This window comes from Streptomyces sp. GbtcB7 (assembly GCF_019091445.1).
In the GTDB taxonomy this organism is placed as follows: Bacteria; Actinomycetota; Actinomycetes; order Streptomycetales; family Streptomycetaceae; genus Streptomyces; species Streptomyces mirabilis.
The window spans coordinates 67,775-82,297 of the sequence record NZ_JAGXJM010000007.1; the positions used below are offsets into that span (position 1 = coordinate 67,775).

Genomic DNA, 14,523 nt, shown 5'->3' on the forward strand with positions numbered 1-14,523 from the left:
TTCCTGCCACGGGCTGGACGTACGGTCTCGCCGGTCATGGGCTCAGCTCCTGTCGGGCGCCCGACAGGATCTGAGCCCATGACTCCGGGGCCTGATGACCGCGTGGTCATCAGGCCCCGGAGTCATGGGTGGCCCGGGCAGCCGCGCACCGGACGGACCCGGCCGGCTTGACGAACGGCGCATCCGGCAGGTCAGGAGTTGCGCCAGTTCAGGTAGTACGTGGCGTCCTCGGTGGCGAGCGCGCCCTCACCGAGTTCGGGCGGCCGGAAGGTGTCGATCATGACGGCGTTCGCGTTCTTGATCTCGATGAGCCCCTTGTTGTAGATGTCGACCGCTGTTTCCAGTTCACCGGGGAACGGACTGTGGACGAACCCGGCCGGGTGCAAGGTGACCGATCCCAGTCCGATACCGGATTCCCCCGGGTTCCCGACCGCCCTCATCCTGGGGTAGAACATCAGCTCGTCCGAGTCGACGTTGGCGTGCGCGTAGGGAACGATGACGGCGTCGGGATGGTATTCGGTCTTGTGCGGTACGAACGAACAGACCGTGAAATGGGGGCCCTCGAACGTCTGGAAGGTCGGCGGCGGCTGGTGAATGCGGCCGATGACCGGCTCGAAGTCGTGGATGCTGAAGACGTACGGGTAGAGGCAACCGTCCCAGCCGACCACGTCGAAAGGGTGGTGGGCGTAGGTGTAGCGGGTGCCGCCGGCCCGGTGACGGACCAGGACGTCGACGTGACCGCCCTCGACCACGTGCGGCTCCACGGGGGACCGCAGGTCCCTTTCACAGTAGGGGGAGTTCTCCAGGAACTGGCCACGCTCGGAGACGTAGCGTTTCGGCGCGCGGATGGTGCCGGTGGACTCCGCGATCAGCAGTCGCACCGGCTCCTCACCGACGGGCACCCAGCGGTGGGTGGTCGACGTCGGCATGACCACATAGTCGCCTTCGCCGACGTCGAGCACCCCGAAGGTGGTTTCGACCCGCGCACTGCCGGATTCTACGTAGTACAACTCGTCGCCGATGGCGTTACGGTAGAGCGGGCTGGGCCGGTCGGCGGCGACGTAGCCGACCCGCACGTCCTGGTTGGCCGCGAGCAGGCGGCGGCCGGTGACCGCGTCCCCTCCCCACGTCCAGCTTGTGGGTCTGCGCCAGCCGGGGCAGCAACGGATGGTTGGCCATGCGCTCGTCAGCCAGGTCCCAGGATTCGACGGCGACCAGATCGGTCGGCGCGTACATGTGGTACAGCAGCGCGGAGTCGGAGGAGAAACCCTCGGTCCCCATCAGTTCCTCGCGGTAGAGCCCTCCGTCGGGCCTACGGAACTGGGTGTGGCGCTTGCGCGGGATTTCGCCCACGGAACGGTAGAACGGCATCGTGATCCTCCACGGTCGCGGGGTGCCTCAGTCTGTTCTTCGGTCAGGAGTGTTCGCTCACCCACGACACGATCAGGTCGGTGAGTTCGTCCCGGGCTCCCTCGTTCTGGAGGTAGTGATCGCCGGTGAGGGTGATCGCCTGCTTGTCGGTGGCGGCCAGCGAGTCGACAATCAGCGTTCGCCACCGCCTACCTGCACCGCTCGGCTGACCTCCTGGCGCGCCTCGCGCGACTGCTCGACAAGCGGGAGCACGCCACCCGTTACGCGGAGATCGCGGCCGGCGCCCTGCGCGCGTGGCGTGCCGTCTGCCTCGCCCCGGACGGCACACTCATCCCCGATACGCAGGCCGGCTACGTACGCGGCCTGGCCTTCGGACTCGTACCGGAGGAACTGCGCGGGCGGGTGGCCGACCGGCTTGCCGCACTGGTCGTCAAGGCGGACACCCACCTCGGTACGGGGTTTCTGGCCACCCCCGACCTGCTGCCGGTCCTCGCCGACCACGGCCACCTGGACCTCGCCTACGCGCTGCTGCTCCAACGCACCCCACCGTCCTGGCTCGGCATGCTCGACCGGAGCGCGACCACGATCTGGGAGTGCTGGGAGGGCATCACCGAGGACGGCCCCCCGCAGGGCTCCCTGAACCACTACAAGCAAGGGTGCCGTGATCTCCTTCCTGCATACGCACACCGCCGGCATCCGCCCGCTCGAGCCCGGCACCCGGCTTCCTCGTCGAGCCCAGGCCCGGCGGCGGACTGCGCCGCGCCGCAGCCGAACACCACTGTCCCTACGGGCGGATCGCCGCTGCCTGGCACCTCTCCCAGGACGGCACCTTCCACCTCGGCGTCACCGTCCCCGCCGGCACCAGTGCCGAGGTCCGGCTGCCGGACGGCACGAACGTCGAAGTGCCGCCGGGGAGGCATGAGTTCACGCGGTAGCGGGGGCCGCCCGGGCGGCACGACAGCACCAGGGCGCGGCGCCTGCTGGACGAGGCCCCGGGAGCCCGGGAGATCCACGGCTTCACCCGTTGCCAGTTGAGAATTCTCCGTTTCCGTCATGCGTACGGGCATGCGGAGCAAGCGCTTCCGAGCAGCGGAGCTACCGGGGCGTTTCGGCAACGCGGCGAGCGTGCCCGCCAGGCCCCGGCCGGACACCCGGTCAGCGACCACCCGACAGGCTCTCGGCCCCGGGGCCGTACAGCACGGGGCCGTCCGCCGACGCCTGCTGCCGGGTCAGCCGACCGCGGTCCACCAGCAACACCAGGTGCGCCAGTGTCTCGTCCAGCGCGAAGCGGCGCAGTCTGCCCTGCAGTGCGTCCCAGCCGCGCGACCAGGTCAGGCGTTCCGTCAGCTGCCAGGCGGTGGCGGTGCCGAGTTCGGCCAGCGCGTCCACGATCTCCGTGCAGCGCTCCTCGTGGTGTCCATGCAACGCGGCGGTACGGGAGGCCAGGCCGCGGAAACGGTACTCGTGAGCCGGCAGGGCCTCGGCGGAGTCGTAACGCGCCGTCTGTTCGAGGGACCTCAGATAGTCGGCCAGGGGCGAGGCCGGGCTCGACGAGGCCAGCCCGATGTTCGGGCTGATCCGCGGCAGCACATGGTCCCCGGTGAGCAGTATGTCCTCGTCGGCGTCGTACAGGCACACATGGCCGGGCGTGTGGCCCGGCGTCCACACCGTCGTCAACCGCCGGCCGGGCAGCGGGACCGCGTCCCCGCCCTCCAGCAACAGGTCCGGTTCCGGCATACCGAAGAACCGGGCGATCCCCTCCCGGCTCATCGCCAACTCGGCGGCCACATCCGCCGGAACGCCCGCCTTCGAAAGCCAGACCCGGTCGCCCTCGGACGCGCCGGCGGACTGCCAGACGCGGGCGGGGAGTGAGTCCCGTTCGGCGGGGTGCATGCCCACCCAGGCATCCGACGCCTCCCGCAGCCGGGCACTCAGCCCGTGGTGATCGGGATGCACATGGGTTGCCAGAATCCCGGTCACGTCCTCCGGCCCGGCACCCGCCTCCTTCATGCCCTTGACCAGCGCGTCCCACCCCTCGTCCGACTCCCAACCGGGATCGACCACCAGCAACCCCGTGTCACCTGTCAGCAGGTAACACAGGGTGTAGCGCAGCGGACTGTCCGGAATGGGCACCGGCACCGACCACACGCCCGCCCGTACCTCCTCCACCGGCGGCTGAGTGCGAGCCCGCCAGGCGTTCCTCTGTTCGACTCCAGTCACCTGCATGCGTACTCCTTCACCGGGTCATTGCCGTGCCGGACCCATGAAAGAGCAGCAGGGCGACGGTTGGGCCGCCACGCCTTCGTGGCAGATCGCGGGCGTCCAATCCCGTGACGGGCGTCCAGCGCGGGCAGCAGCCCACAGCCCACTTCATTGCCCCTAGCAACTATATCGCCCGCGCTGCCCGTCTCCTTCCCCGCCTGCCCGCGCGTCAGGAACGACAGAGACCGGGCTGATGGTCGGCTCCTGGGAGGACGAGGACTCAACGCCGCGGCGATGCCCTTCGTGCCGGGGCGACGGTCACCGTCGTCACGGCCGCTGCCGCGGCGAGGACTCCCGCTCCGGCGATGGGTACCCACCTTGAGGAACACCTTGACCAGAGCCGGAACACGGTTGTCTCCGACCCGCTGTCGAGGAGATTCCCATCTCCTCGTACCTGCTCCAACGAGCCCAGACAGCCGGCCCGTTGGGGCAGGCATTCGAGACCGGCGTCAGTTGATGGCGGAAGGATGCCGGGCCAGCGGCGTCACGGTGACGTCCATATAGGGGAAGAGTGGCAGGCCCCACAGGATGTCGTTGAGCCGGTCGTTGCCGGTGACGTCGAAGATGCTGAGATTCGCGTACTGGCCGGCGCAGCGCCACAGGTGCAGCCACTCACCGGACTCCTGGAGCTTCTGCGCGTACTCCTTCTCGGCGGTGAGGGTTGCGTCCCTGAGGCCGGCATCCAGGTCGGGCGGCAGGTTCACGGTCATCCGGACGGCGAAAAGCACGGCGTCCTCCTGGCGACGGTCGTGTGGGGCGATGGCGTACGGCGGTCAGGAGCTGGGGTCGAGGACGAAGTCGTACGTGGACTCCTTGACGCCCGTGCCGTTCGGCCGCGGGTCGAGGACGAGTTCGGGTTTCACCGCGGAGGCCACGTCGTCCTGGATGTGGGCACCGTCCTTGAAGTAGAGCTGCGTGGTGAGCGGTTCGTGTCCGGGCGCCGAAACCTTCAGGTGCAGGTGGGCGGGACGCCAGGCGTGCCAGCCGGCCGCGGCGATGAGCCGGCCGCAGGAGCCGTCGGTGGGAATCTGGTAGGGGGCCGGCTGAATGGTGGTAACCGCGAACCGGCCCTCGTCGTCGGTGACGACGCCGCCCCGCAGGTTCCACTCCGGGATGCCGGGCGCGAACTGTGCGTACAGCCCGTCGTCGTCGGCCTGCCACATCTCCAGCAGGGCACCGGCCAGCGGCTTGCCGTCGACGCCGGTGACCTGCCCCTGGAAGAGGAGCCGGGTACCGGCCTCGGCGTCCCGCATCGGCAGGGTGCTGACGCTGGGCAGCGTGGGGGCGCCGGGTACGTAGTACGGGCCCTCGATGGTGCCCTTGCTGCCCTCGCGGGCCGCGGAGGCGACCTCCTCGACGACGTGTTCGATCCACACGTCGAGGAAGAGCGGCCACTCGCCGTCCTGGCCGACGGAGATCAGCCAGGGCTTCAGGGCGTTGTACTCCTCGTACGTCACCTGGTGGCGGCGGATGACATCGTGGACGGCGGTGATCACCTCGGTGACCAGGGTGTTGACCCGTGCGGCGTCGGAACGCGGCCCGGACTCACCGGTCTTGTCGTTGAGGAAGCGTTCCGTGGCCGAGGCCCCGGATCCGGCGGCCGTGGCCTTGAGGATGGTGTCGGACATGGTGTGAGGCTCCTTGGGAAGCGGGGGTGTCAGTGGTCCTGGCGGTAGCGGGCGAGCTTGGCGTCGTCGATCGCGACGCCCAGCCCGGGTCGGTCACGGACGGTGAGTGTCCCGTCGGTGATCACGGGTGGTTCGGTGAGCAGGTCGTCGCTCATGTCGAGGAAGTTGGAGAGTTCGCCGGCCCGGCGGGACGACGCGGCGTGGGCGGCGCCGAAAGCGACGGTGCACACCGTGCCCAGCTGACTGTCGATCTGGTTGCCCATCACCACCTCGGCCCCCATCCCCTCGCACTGGAACAGCACGCGCTGGGAGTCGGTGAAGCCGGTGCGGGCCGTCTTGACGCTGATTGCGGTGGCGGCGCCGTCGAGCAGGGAGCGGGTCACTTCGGCCGGTGTGGTGGCGGACTCGTCCGCGACGAAGGGAATGCGGCTCTGGCCGACGGGCCATCGCCGGCCGAGGACGTCGTCGGCCGGACACAGCCCCTCGGCGAGGGTCATGCCGAGCGCGTCCAGTTCGCGCAGTGCGGCCGCCGCTTCCGAGGCGGTCCATCCACGGTTGCCGTCGACGTACAACTCGGTCTCGTCGCCGAGGGTTTCCCTCAGCGCCCGGCAGACGTCGAGGTCGAGGCGGGCGGGGCGACGGCCCACCTTCACCTTGAAGACCGTGATGCCGTAGGTGTCCCGGATCCGCACCGCCTCGTCGGCCACCCGCCCAGGCGTGTCGAAGCCGAGCATGTGACTGCCCCGCATCCGGTCGGTCCAGCCGCCCAGCAGTTGGGTGACGGGCCGGTCCAGGGCCTGGCCCGTGAGGTCCCAAAGAGCCATGTCCAGGGCCGACTTGGCCGCCGGGTTGCCCACCGTGCGATGCAGCAGGGCGTGGATCCGCTCACGGGCGAACACGTCCGCGCCCACCAGCTGCGGCGCGAAGATCTTCTCGATCACGCCGATCACGGACGCCTGTGTCTCGCCGTACGTGAAAGGGCGGGGCGGGGCATCGGCCACGCCGGTCAGTCCCTCGTCGGTGTGCACCCGGACCAGGACGTGTTCGGCGGTGGACACCTCGCCACTGGCGAACCTCAGCGGCTTGGTGTACGGGATCGCGTACGGGACGGTCTCGATCGCGGTGATCTTCATCGGATGGTCTCCTCGACGCGCCGGGCGATGCCGAGCAGGCGGCCCACGCGCACGGGGTGGCCGACCAGTTGCAGGCCCAGCGGCATGCCGTACGGGTCCCGGTGACCGGGGATGGTCACGACGGGGAGGCCAAGCAGCTGCCAGGGCCGGCTCAGGACCGGGCTGCCGGTGGCGTCCAGGCCGAGCGGGGCGGGGCCGGGGGCCGCCGGGCCCAGGATCACGTCAGCGCGGTCGAGCAGTTCGAGGATCCGGGTGCGGGCTTCGAGCCTGACGGCGAGCGCTGCCCGGTACTCGTCCGGCGCGGTGTCGCGCCCGCGCGCCAGGAGGTCGTTCAGGTGCAGGCTCAGGGATTCGGGATGTTCCGCCTCGGCTGCGAGGGAGCGGGCGGCCTCGTACGCCATGACCGTGGCGTGCGTCTCGGCGAGTTCCGGCGTACGGACCCGTCCCGCGAGTTCGTCCGTTTCCGCGCCGTCGGCGGCCAGGGCCCGGACGGTGCTCCGCAACGCGTCGAGCATCGCCGGATCGACGTCGGCCAGCTCCGTGCCGGGCCACACCAGCACCCGTACCGTGTCCGGGGTCTCGGATCGCGTGCCGTCGACGGCTGCCACGGCCGCGGCCAGCTCGTCCACCCGTTCGGTGAGCAGTCCTGGTGCGTCCAGGGTCGGGCTGAGGCCGGTGATTCCGGTCGTCGGCCAGGCGCCGACCGCTGCGACATATCCGGCGACGCCGCAGAAGGAGGCGGGCCGGGTCAGTGAGCCCGCGGTCTGTGAGCCCAGCGCGAGGGGCACCACGCCGGCCGCGACGGCGGCGGCCGAGCCGCTGGACGAGCCGCCCGGCGTGTGGGCCACATCGTGCGGGTTGCGGGTGGGGCCGGGCTGGAAGTACGCGAACTCGGTCGTCACCGTCTTGCCGAGGGGCACGGCGCCCGCCCCGCGCAGCCGGTCCACCAGCCAGGCGTCGTGCTCGGCTGTCCTTCCGCGGCGCAGCGGGGAGCCGCACTCGGTGGGCAGTCCGGCGACGTCGATGATGTCCTTGACCCCGAACGGCACGCCCCTGAGCGGTCCGTCCGGTGCCCACTCGGCAGCCGCACGTGCTCCGTCGGCGTCCACCCGGACCCACGCGCGGATGTCCGGCTCCGTCTTCTCCAGGCGGCGCAGCGCGTCGTCCACCGCTGCCCCGCGGCCGGCCGTCACGACTGCGCGCCTTCCGCCACCAGGGGCGGGGCGTCGAGGCGGTGGAACGTCCGGTTGAAGTAGACGAGGCTCTGGCCTCCGGAGCGGGTGCGAATCTGTTCGATGTCGACGAACAGCACGCTGTGGGAGCCCATGGGGACGGTGTGTTTGATGGTGCCGATCGCCGTGACCGGGGCGTCCTTGAGGACCGGGACATCTTGGGTGCGGTCCCAGACGTCCCAGGTGAAGCGTTCGGCCATGGCCACCTCGGTGGCTCCCGCGAAGTGCAGGGCGAGTTCCTGCTGCTCTCCGCCGAGGACGTTGAGACCCACGCGTCCGTTCGCACGGAAGACGTCGTGCATGGCGCTGCCGCGGTTCACGCACACCAGGACGGTCGGCGGGTCGTCGGTCACCGAGCAGACGGCGCTGAGGGTGATGCCGCACCGGCCGTTCGGGCCGTCCGTGGTCAGGATGTTCACGGCTGCCGGGAGGTGGGCCATCGCCTCGCGGAAGTCGGTCCGGCTGGGGGGCACGGCTTCACCCCTCCTCTCGTTGTCGTACATCGGAGTAGTCGGACTGTTCGGACTGTTCGGACTGCTCACCACAGCTCGACCACCAGCCGCGACGACTTCGCCCGTGACACACAAGCGGCGATCTGGTCTCCGGCCGCCTTCTCCTTGGCGGACAGACAGTGGTCGCGGTGGTCGGGTTCGCCCTCGACCACGCGCAGGACACAGGTCCCGCAGATGCCCTCGCGGCAGGAGGTCTCCAGTGGGACCCCGTTGTCCTCCAGCACCTCGGCGATGCTCTTCCCGGGCGGCACCGTGTAGATCTCACCGGTGTCGAGTTCGACCTCGAATGCCCCGCCCGCGTCCAAGGGCTCACCGGCCTGGAACAGTTCCGAGTGGATCCGCTCCTCCGGCACGCGGGGTGCGGCGACCTCACGGACGTACGTCATGAAGCCGTGCGGTCCGCAAGTGTAGACATGGGCGTCCGCAGCGAGACCGGTCAGCTCCGCGGCGAGCGCGGCACCGGTCGGTTTCCGGCCGAGCCCGAAGTGGCGGACCACGCGCTCGGCGAAGGCGGACTCCTCCAGCAGTCCGGCGAAGGCCGCCTCCGCCCGGCTCCTCGCCACGTAGTGCAGCGTGAACTCCGCTCCCCTGCCGTGCAGTTCGTACGCCATCGCCAGCAGCGGCGTGATCCCGACGCCGGCCGCGACCAGGTGGTGCTCGGCCGCGTCGGGGGCGAGGCCGAAGAGCTGGCGGGGCGCGCCGACGGTCAGCTCGGTGCCCGGTTCGGTCTTGTCGTGCAGGGCCTGGGAACCGCCGCGGGAGTTCTCCTCGCGTTTGACGGCGATGGTGTAGGCACCGGGGTCGTCCGGCGGCCCGCACAGCGAGTAGGAGCGGGTGATCCCGGTGGGGCCGGTGACGTCGATGTGCGCGCCGGACGCGTACGGGGTGAGGGGTACGCCGTCCGGGCGGACGAGCCGGAGGACCTTGATCGTGTCGGTTTCGTGGTGGGTGTCGGTGACGGTGACAGGGAACATCCGTCTGCCTTCGGGGTCGGATCGGGAGCTGACGGCGCTGTCAGCGCATGTACAGGCCGCCGTTGGCGTCCCAGCAGGCTCCGGTGACCGCGTCCGCGTGCTCGGAGGCGAGCAGCACGGCCATGTCGGCGATGAACCGTGGGCGTCCCAACCGCCGTACGGGGGCGGCCTGTTCGATCGCGGAGAGGACGTCCGGCGGGACCATCTCGCGGACGACCGGCAGGTCCTGGGGTCCCGGCGAGATGGCGTTCACCGTCACCCCGTGCGGACCGAGTTCACGGGCGAACACCTTCGTCAGGGTGGCCACTCCCCCTTTCGCCGCCGCGTAGTGCGCGCCGGTCGCCGTGCCGCCGTTCTGGCCTGCCAGCGAGGCGATGTTGACGATGCGTCCGTAGCCGCGCTCGGCGAAGTGGGCGCCGAAGACCTGGCAGCCGAAGAACGTACCGTTGAGGTTGGTCGAGACGACCGCCTCGAAACTCTCGGGGCTGATCTCCATCAGCTTTTCGGCCTTGGCGTGGCCCGCGTTGTTGACCAGCACGTGGACGGCACCCCAGTGTGCGACGAGCCGGTCGCGGACCCGGGCGAAGGCGTCCTTGTCGCGTACGTCCAGTGCGAGCCCGACGGCGTAGCGGCCCTCCGGGTCGAGGTCCGCCGCCGCCTTCACCGCGGCCTCCTCGTCCAGGTCGGTCAACGCGACGCAGTAGCCGCGGTCGTACAGCCGCCCGGCGATACAGGCGCCCAGGCCGCGGGCCGCGCCCGTCACCAGCGCGACGCGCCGGGTGCCGTCGTCCTCGTGCGGGCTCACAGCAGGAACCCCGACGCCGTGACGGCCTCCTCGGAGTTGACCAGCCGCACGATCTTCCGGGAGACGCGCGGGCCGTCCGCCCCGAACACGATCCGGTGGGTGACGTCGGCGGCCAGGACGAACGTCTCCTCGCGCTTGTGCCCGACGAGGATCTGCGCCGAGCAGATCTCGATCGCGTCGTCCTCGCGGCCGGTCACCACGAACCGGGAGACCGAGCGGACCGTGCGGGCCGCGGCGGACGCGGAGATGGAGAACCCTCCGGTGAGGCGCTCGATGCGCATACGACGCATCCGGTCGTCGTCGTAGACCAGGTTGAGCGTGGCGGCGAAGTCGGTCGTCTCACGGTCGATGGGGACGACGTACTCGCCGCCCTCGGCCCACAGGCCGTCCCACTCCTCGTAGCGGCGGCTGTCGAGGAGATGGGCCTCGCGCCAGATCAGGGAGACGGCGGCGAGTGCGCGGGGGTCGTCCAGGGGAAGCTCGACTGCCGTGCCGAGAGCCTCAGTTGCCATCGGTCATCATCCTCTTCCACATCGTGTACGCCTCCCGCATCCCGGTCTCGTCGGTCGCGTGGGAGGTCGGCTGTCCGAGGTCGTCGGGCTTCTCGCGGCCGAGGCCGCGGTTGACGAGGATCGGCATGTCGACTCCGCCGGCCACCCCGCGCTGGACGCGGTTCCACGCCTCGGCGTCGTCGGGGCTTCCGAAGCCGAAGGGGCCCTGGAAGTGCTCGTGGATGCGCAGCCGTTCGCGGTTGACGATCTCCGGGCCGCCGTCCAGCCCGAGCGCCACGTGCCGGATCTCCGTCTCCGCGACCGAGATCGGGCGCAGCACGCGGAAGAAGGACATCGACATGGCCACGTTCGGGAAGAGGTTGAGGTTGAACCCGGCACCATGCAGGGAGCGGACGATGCGCCGCACCCTCTCGGGCGGCATCTCCTTCGACAGCTCCTCGACGATGTGGCCGAAACGGTCCTGGAGCTTCTCCGTGCCGTCGTCGACGTCGAGGTCGACGTGTCCGGCGACGGAGACGGAGACGCTGTGGCCGTTGCCGAGGGCGTGGGTGACCGCGGTGTCGTCGGTCATGATCGACAGCATGCTCGCGGTCTCGGCGTCCACCGAGGACATCCAGGAACGGTGCACGATCGGGAAGTGGTACCAGTCGGTGGTGTTCTCCAGCTGGATCTTCCAGTTGCCGTTGAAACGGAACCTGTGCTCGCCCTGTACCTTGATCGGGTAGCCTGCGCCCTGCTTCATGAAGCGGTCGATCCACAGCCGGGCCCCTCCGAGGAAGTCCTCCAGCGGCTCGATGTCCTCGCTGAAGCTCGCGAAGACCATGCCCGCGTAGGTGCCGACCTTGAGCCGTTGCAGCGGCAGGTCCTTCTTCTCGACCACGTCCTCGTAGCCCTCGGGGTACGGGATGCCGCGCAGGGTGCCGTCCAGGGCGTAGGACCAGGCGTGGTACGGGCAGGTGAAGCCGTTGCCGTTGCCCTTGGGGGTCTCACAGACGCTGGCGCCGCGGTGACGGCAGCGGTTGAGCAGGACGTTGATGCCGCCGCGGCGGTCGCGGCTGACGATGACGGGCCGGCGGCCGACCCACGCCGTCTTGAAGTCGCCGGCCTTGGCGATCTCGCTCTCATGGGCGACCCACACCCAGGTGCGGTGGAAGACGCGGTCCATCTCCCGCTCGAAGAGGGCCGGGTCGGTGTAAAGGGTGCCCGCGACGTGGTCGGACGCGACGAGGGGGGAGACGTCCAGGGTCATCGGGCGGCCTCCGGCTCGGGCAGCGGACGGCCGAGACGTGCCTCGATCTTCATGTAGCGCCACAGGCCGTGCTCGCCGACCTGGACGGTGCGGAAGAGGTTGCAGGCGGAGGCGACGGTGGGCTGGTCGACGACGTCGGCGAGGACGTAGCAGGTCCAGGGCCAGGAGTCAGAGGGGCCGACCATGTGCTGGTCGTCGTCGATGGTGCCGAGGACGGTGACACCGGGCAGCTCGTACAGCTGGGTGAGCATGCTCGTGACGCCGTCCCAGACGGTCTTGCCCTGGCCGGTGGGCAGGTCGAAGAAGTTCTGGTTGACGCCGATGCAGAACAGCACGCGCAGAGGTGCGTCGGGCATGGGGTTTCCTGTCTTTTCAGAGGTAGCCGGGGAAGGGCTGGACGCCCGTCAGGACCGCGCCGGCGCCGTCGTACATGCCCTCCTGGAGGAAGGCGTGCTGCGGTACGACCGAGGCGTCGCGCAGATAGCGCTGCATGGGGCTGCCGTCGGCGATGGCCGGAATGCCGGCGAGCTGGTACGCGGCTCGTACGACCTCGAAGGAGGCCTTGGCGAGGTGAGTGGAGGCGAGTCGCAGCAGGCTCGCCTGGTGCGCGGTCGCGGGGTCCCCCGCATCGACCGTCGCCCAAACCTCGTCGGTGGTCTCGTAGAAGAAGGCCCGTGCGGAACGGAGTCGGGCCTCGGCCTGGCCGACCGCGATGCGGTAGGTGGCACGCTCGGCGGGCTTCGGGGCGCCGGTGTAGCCGGAACGGCCGCCCTGGGCGATGACATGGTCGAGGGCGGCGCGGGCCACGCCGAGACCGACGACCGCGAGTACCTGCGCGGCGTACGGGACGGTCGGATAGCGGTAGAGCGGCTCGTCGACCGTGGGCCGGCCGCCGCGCACGAACGTCCACTCCTCGGGGACGATCGCCCCGTCGACCACCAGATCGTGGCTGCCGGTACCGCGCAGGCCGATGACGTCCCAGTTCTCGGCGATCTCGACCTGGTCGGGCCGCAGTACGGCGGTCAGCGGCGGTCCGGGCGCCCCCGCACCGGCCTTGATGCCGACGCCGAGGATGTCCGCGCCCTTGCAGCCGCTGGCGAACTTCCAGCGGCCGGAGACCCGGTACCCGCCTTCGGCGCGCTCGGCGGGCTGTACCGGGAACAGTCCGCCGGCGAAGGCCACATCGGGTCCGTCCGCGTACAGCTCGGCCTGTGTCTCCTCGGGAAGCGCGGCCAGGTAGATGCCAGAGCAGCCGAAGCTCGCGACCCAGCCGGCCGAACCGTCGACGACCGAGATCCGCTCGATGAGACGGAGGAATTCGGTGGGCGGCAGGGCATCGCCACCGAATCGCTTCGGAACGCCCGCCCGGTAGATTCCCGCGCGCTTGAAATCGGCGATCACATCACGCGGCACTTGCCGCTTCTCCTCGAATTCGGCCCGCCGGTCCGCCACAACCGCCAGCAACTGATCGAAATGCGTCATGAGGGAATCTCCTCGCATAGCCGGGCGGTTCTCCCGCCTGCCGTGTCATCACGCTATGTGCGGCAACCAAGCGCCCGCCATTGGGACTTGACCGCACCGAGTAGGGGATTTCCCCTATCCGCACAGCCCTGCGAGGTCCTTTCGGACCTGTCCCGACCGCGCGACCAGAACCACGTTCTCCGGTCGGCCCAGTACGGCGATGTCGCGGAGCGGATCCCCGTCCACGACCACGAAGTCGGCGGTTTTCCCCGTTTCGAGGGAGCCCAGCCGGGCGTCGACACCGAGGAGGCGGGCCGCGTTCAGGGTGCCGGCCGTGATCGCTTCGAGCGGTGCCATGCCCAGTTCGACCAGGTGGGACAGTTCGAGCAGATTGCGGGCGTGCGGGACGACTCCGGCGTCCGTGCCCAGGGCGATGGGCACACCCCGGTCGATGGCGTGCGCGATGTTCTCCTTGCTGATTCCGGACCAGCGGCTCTTCTTGCGGAAGTGGTGTTCGGCCATCGCCGCCGGATCGAGCGGGGCGAAGACGGTGGACAGTGTGGGGACGAGGAATGTGCCCTGTTCCAGGGCCAGATCGCACAGTTCGTCGGTCAGGCCGTAGCCGTGCTCGATACTGGTGACACCGGCCCGGAGGGCGGTCCGGATGCCGACGGTGCCCTGGGCGTGTGCGGCGACCGGCTTCCCGCGGTGCCGCGCCGCCTCGTCGACGACGGCACTCAGCTCGTCGTACGTCAGTCCCTCGTCGTCGGGGTCGTCGTGCGGGCTGCCCATGCCGCCGGTGGCACAGACCTTGACAACGTCCGCTCCCGCACGCAGCATCCGCCGGGCGGCGATCCGCGCCTCGTCGACCGTGTCGGCGATCTCGCCGAGGTGCGGGGCCGCGTCCATGCCACCGGGCAGTGAGCAGTCGGCATGTCCGCCGGTGTGGCCGATCACCTTGACAGCGACCTGGAGGCGGGGGCCGTCGATCAGGCCCCGGTCGATCGCGGTCCGGTAACCGACGGGTATGCCGCCGAGGTCGCGCACGGTTGTCACACCGGCGTGCAGAGTGGCGCGCAGTCGATCCGCGATCTCGAAGGTCTCCACCGTCGAGTCGGCGGCGAGGCCCGCGATCAGCGGACGCCCGGGAGTCATGCACAGATGTACGTGGCAGTCGAAGAAGCCGGGGAGCAGCGTGCGGCCGGCCAGGTCGGCCGTTGTCGCCATGGGTGTCGGGGGCGCGGCGGCGGCCGGCCCCGCGTACGCGACCAGTCCGTCGTCGTCCACGACGAGGACCGCGTCGGGCACCGGGGCGGCTCCGGTTCCGTCGATGAGGACGGCGTGCTCGTATCGGGCGGTCATGGCAGCTCCGTTCGGTACATGT

The 14,523-nt window shown here is 70.1% G+C and carries 14 protein-coding genes and 2 pseudogenes; 2 read left to right on the forward strand and 14 right to left on the reverse strand.

What is annotated here, in order from left to right:
• Positions 1-191: 191 nt before the first annotated feature.
• Positions 192-1,371: pseudogene (locus KVT44_RS13665) on the reverse strand (homogentisate 1,2-dioxygenase).
• A gap of 213 nt (positions 1,372-1,584) precedes the next feature.
• On the opposite strand from KVT44_RS13665, the pseudogene KVT44_RS58025 reads away from it, so the two are divergent.
• Both KVT44_RS58025 and KVT44_RS58030 read left to right on the forward strand, forming a co-directional pair.
• Positions 1,585-1,968: pseudogene (locus tag KVT44_RS58025) on the forward strand (alpha-L-rhamnosidase); the annotation flags it as partial.
• Positions 1,969-2,123: 155 nt separating this feature from the next.
• The gene (locus KVT44_RS58030; protein WP_254649382.1) at positions 2,124-2,306 is read left to right on the forward strand and encodes an alpha-L-rhamnosidase C-terminal domain-containing protein; all 183 of its coding nucleotides are present in this window, start codon (positions 2,124-2,126) and stop codon (positions 2,304-2,306) included.
• A 220-nt stretch (positions 2,307-2,526) separates the two neighbouring features.
• On the opposite strand, the gene KVT44_RS13675 is transcribed toward KVT44_RS58030, so the two are convergent.
• The 13 genes from KVT44_RS13675 to KVT44_RS13735 all read right to left on the reverse strand — a co-directional run bounded on the left by KVT44_RS13675 (position 2,527) and on the right by KVT44_RS13735 (position 14,501).
• Positions 2,527-3,597, reverse strand: coding sequence for an MBL fold metallo-hydrolase (locus tag KVT44_RS13675; protein ID WP_217567263.1), 1,071 nt, complete (start codon positions 3,595-3,597; stop codon positions 2,527-2,529).
• 485 nt (positions 3,598-4,082) lie between these two features.
• Positions 4,083-4,361: a muconolactone Delta-isomerase gene (catC, locus tag KVT44_RS13680; RefSeq protein ID WP_217567264.1), complete on the reverse strand. Its 279-nt coding sequence runs from the start codon at positions 4,359-4,361 to the stop codon at positions 4,083-4,085.
• Between the two features lie 45 nt (positions 4,362-4,406).
• Complete coding sequence (gene catA, locus KVT44_RS13685; RefSeq protein WP_217567265.1) at positions 4,407-5,261, reverse strand: catechol 1,2-dioxygenase; 855 nt, start codon at positions 5,259-5,261, stop codon at positions 4,407-4,409.
• Positions 5,262-5,290: 29 nt separating this feature from the next.
• Positions 5,291-6,394 carry a mandelate racemase/muconate lactonizing enzyme family protein gene (locus KVT44_RS13690; RefSeq protein ID WP_217567266.1) on the reverse strand — a complete coding sequence of 368 codons (1,104 nt, stop codon included), beginning with the start codon at positions 6,392-6,394 and terminating at the stop codon, positions 5,291-5,293.
• Entirely contained in the window at positions 6,391-7,587 is a 1,197-nt protein-coding gene (locus KVT44_RS13695) for an amidase (RefSeq protein ID WP_217567267.1), read from the reverse strand. Before KVT44_RS13695 ends, KVT44_RS13690 begins: the two co-directional genes overlap by 4 nt.
• Positions 7,584-8,099 (reverse strand): flavin reductase, encoded by a 516-nt coding sequence (locus KVT44_RS13700; RefSeq protein ID WP_308313995.1) that lies wholly within the window; start codon positions 8,097-8,099, stop codon positions 7,584-7,586. Before KVT44_RS13700 ends, KVT44_RS13695 begins: the two co-directional genes overlap by 4 nt.
• A 65-nt stretch (positions 8,100-8,164) precedes the next feature.
• Positions 8,165-9,112 carry a PDR/VanB family oxidoreductase gene (locus KVT44_RS13705; protein WP_217567269.1) on the reverse strand — a complete coding sequence of 316 codons (948 nt, stop codon included), beginning with the start codon at positions 9,110-9,112 and terminating at the stop codon, positions 8,165-8,167.
• Between the two features lie 40 nt (positions 9,113-9,152).
• Complete coding sequence (locus KVT44_RS13710; protein ID WP_217567270.1) at positions 9,153-9,917, reverse strand: SDR family NAD(P)-dependent oxidoreductase; 765 nt, start codon at positions 9,915-9,917, stop codon at positions 9,153-9,155.
• Positions 9,914-10,429, reverse strand: a complete 516-nt coding sequence (locus KVT44_RS13715; protein ID WP_217567271.1) for an aromatic-ring-hydroxylating dioxygenase subunit beta — start codon at positions 10,427-10,429, stop codon at positions 9,914-9,916. Before KVT44_RS13715 ends, KVT44_RS13710 begins: the two co-directional genes overlap by 4 nt.
• Positions 10,419-11,678, reverse strand: a complete 1,260-nt coding sequence (locus tag KVT44_RS13720; RefSeq protein WP_217567272.1) for a Rieske 2Fe-2S domain-containing protein — start codon at positions 11,676-11,678, stop codon at positions 10,419-10,421. The genes KVT44_RS13715 and KVT44_RS13720 overlap by 11 nt, the downstream gene beginning before the upstream one ends.
• Positions 11,675-12,034, reverse strand: coding sequence for a hypothetical protein (locus KVT44_RS13725; RefSeq protein WP_217567273.1), 360 nt, complete (start codon positions 12,032-12,034; stop codon positions 11,675-11,677). The genes KVT44_RS13720 and KVT44_RS13725 overlap by 4 nt, the downstream gene beginning before the upstream one ends.
• Before the next feature lie 16 nt (positions 12,035-12,050).
• Positions 12,051-13,160 (reverse strand): acyl-CoA dehydrogenase family protein, encoded by a 1,110-nt coding sequence (locus KVT44_RS13730; protein ID WP_217567274.1) that lies wholly within the window; start codon positions 13,158-13,160, stop codon positions 12,051-12,053.
• Positions 13,161-13,274: 114 nt separating this feature from the next.
• Positions 13,275-14,501 (reverse strand): amidohydrolase family protein, encoded by a 1,227-nt coding sequence (locus KVT44_RS13735; RefSeq protein WP_217567275.1) that lies wholly within the window; start codon positions 14,499-14,501, stop codon positions 13,275-13,277.
• Positions 14,502-14,523: the final 22 nt, after the last annotated feature.

Bases quoted from the DNA above. Each gene is read 5' to 3' on its own strand.
- KVT44_RS13715 (WP_217567271.1), bottom strand. From the start codon at position 10,429: ATGGCAACTGAGGCTCTCGGCACGGCAGTCGAGCTTCCCCTGGACGAC.
- KVT44_RS13705 (WP_217567269.1), bottom strand. From the start codon at position 9,112: ATGTTCCCTGTCACCGTCACCGACACCCACCACGAAACCGACACGATC.
- KVT44_RS13725 (WP_217567273.1), bottom strand. From the start codon at position 12,034: ATGCCCGACGCACCTCTGCGCGTGCTGTTCTGCATCGGCGTCAACCAG.
- KVT44_RS13675 (WP_217567263.1), bottom strand. From the start codon at position 3,597: ATGCAGGTGACTGGAGTCGAACAGAGGAACGCCTGGCGGGCTCGCACT.
- KVT44_RS13690 (WP_217567266.1), bottom strand. From the start codon at position 6,394: ATGAAGATCACCGCGATCGAGACCGTCCCGTACGCGATCCCGTACACC.
- KVT44_RS13735 (WP_217567275.1), bottom strand. From the start codon at position 14,501: ATGACCGCCCGATACGAGCACGCCGTCCTCATCGACGGAACCGGAGCC.
- KVT44_RS13720 (WP_217567272.1), bottom strand. From the start codon at position 11,678: ATGACCCTGGACGTCTCCCCCCTCGTCGCGTCCGACCACGTCGCGGGC.
- KVT44_RS13730 (WP_217567274.1), bottom strand. From the start codon at position 13,160: ATGACGCATTTCGATCAGTTGCTGGCGGTTGTGGCGGACCGGCGGGCC.
- catA (WP_217567265.1), bottom strand. From the start codon at position 5,261: ATGTCCGACACCATCCTCAAGGCCACGGCCGCCGGATCCGGGGCCTCG.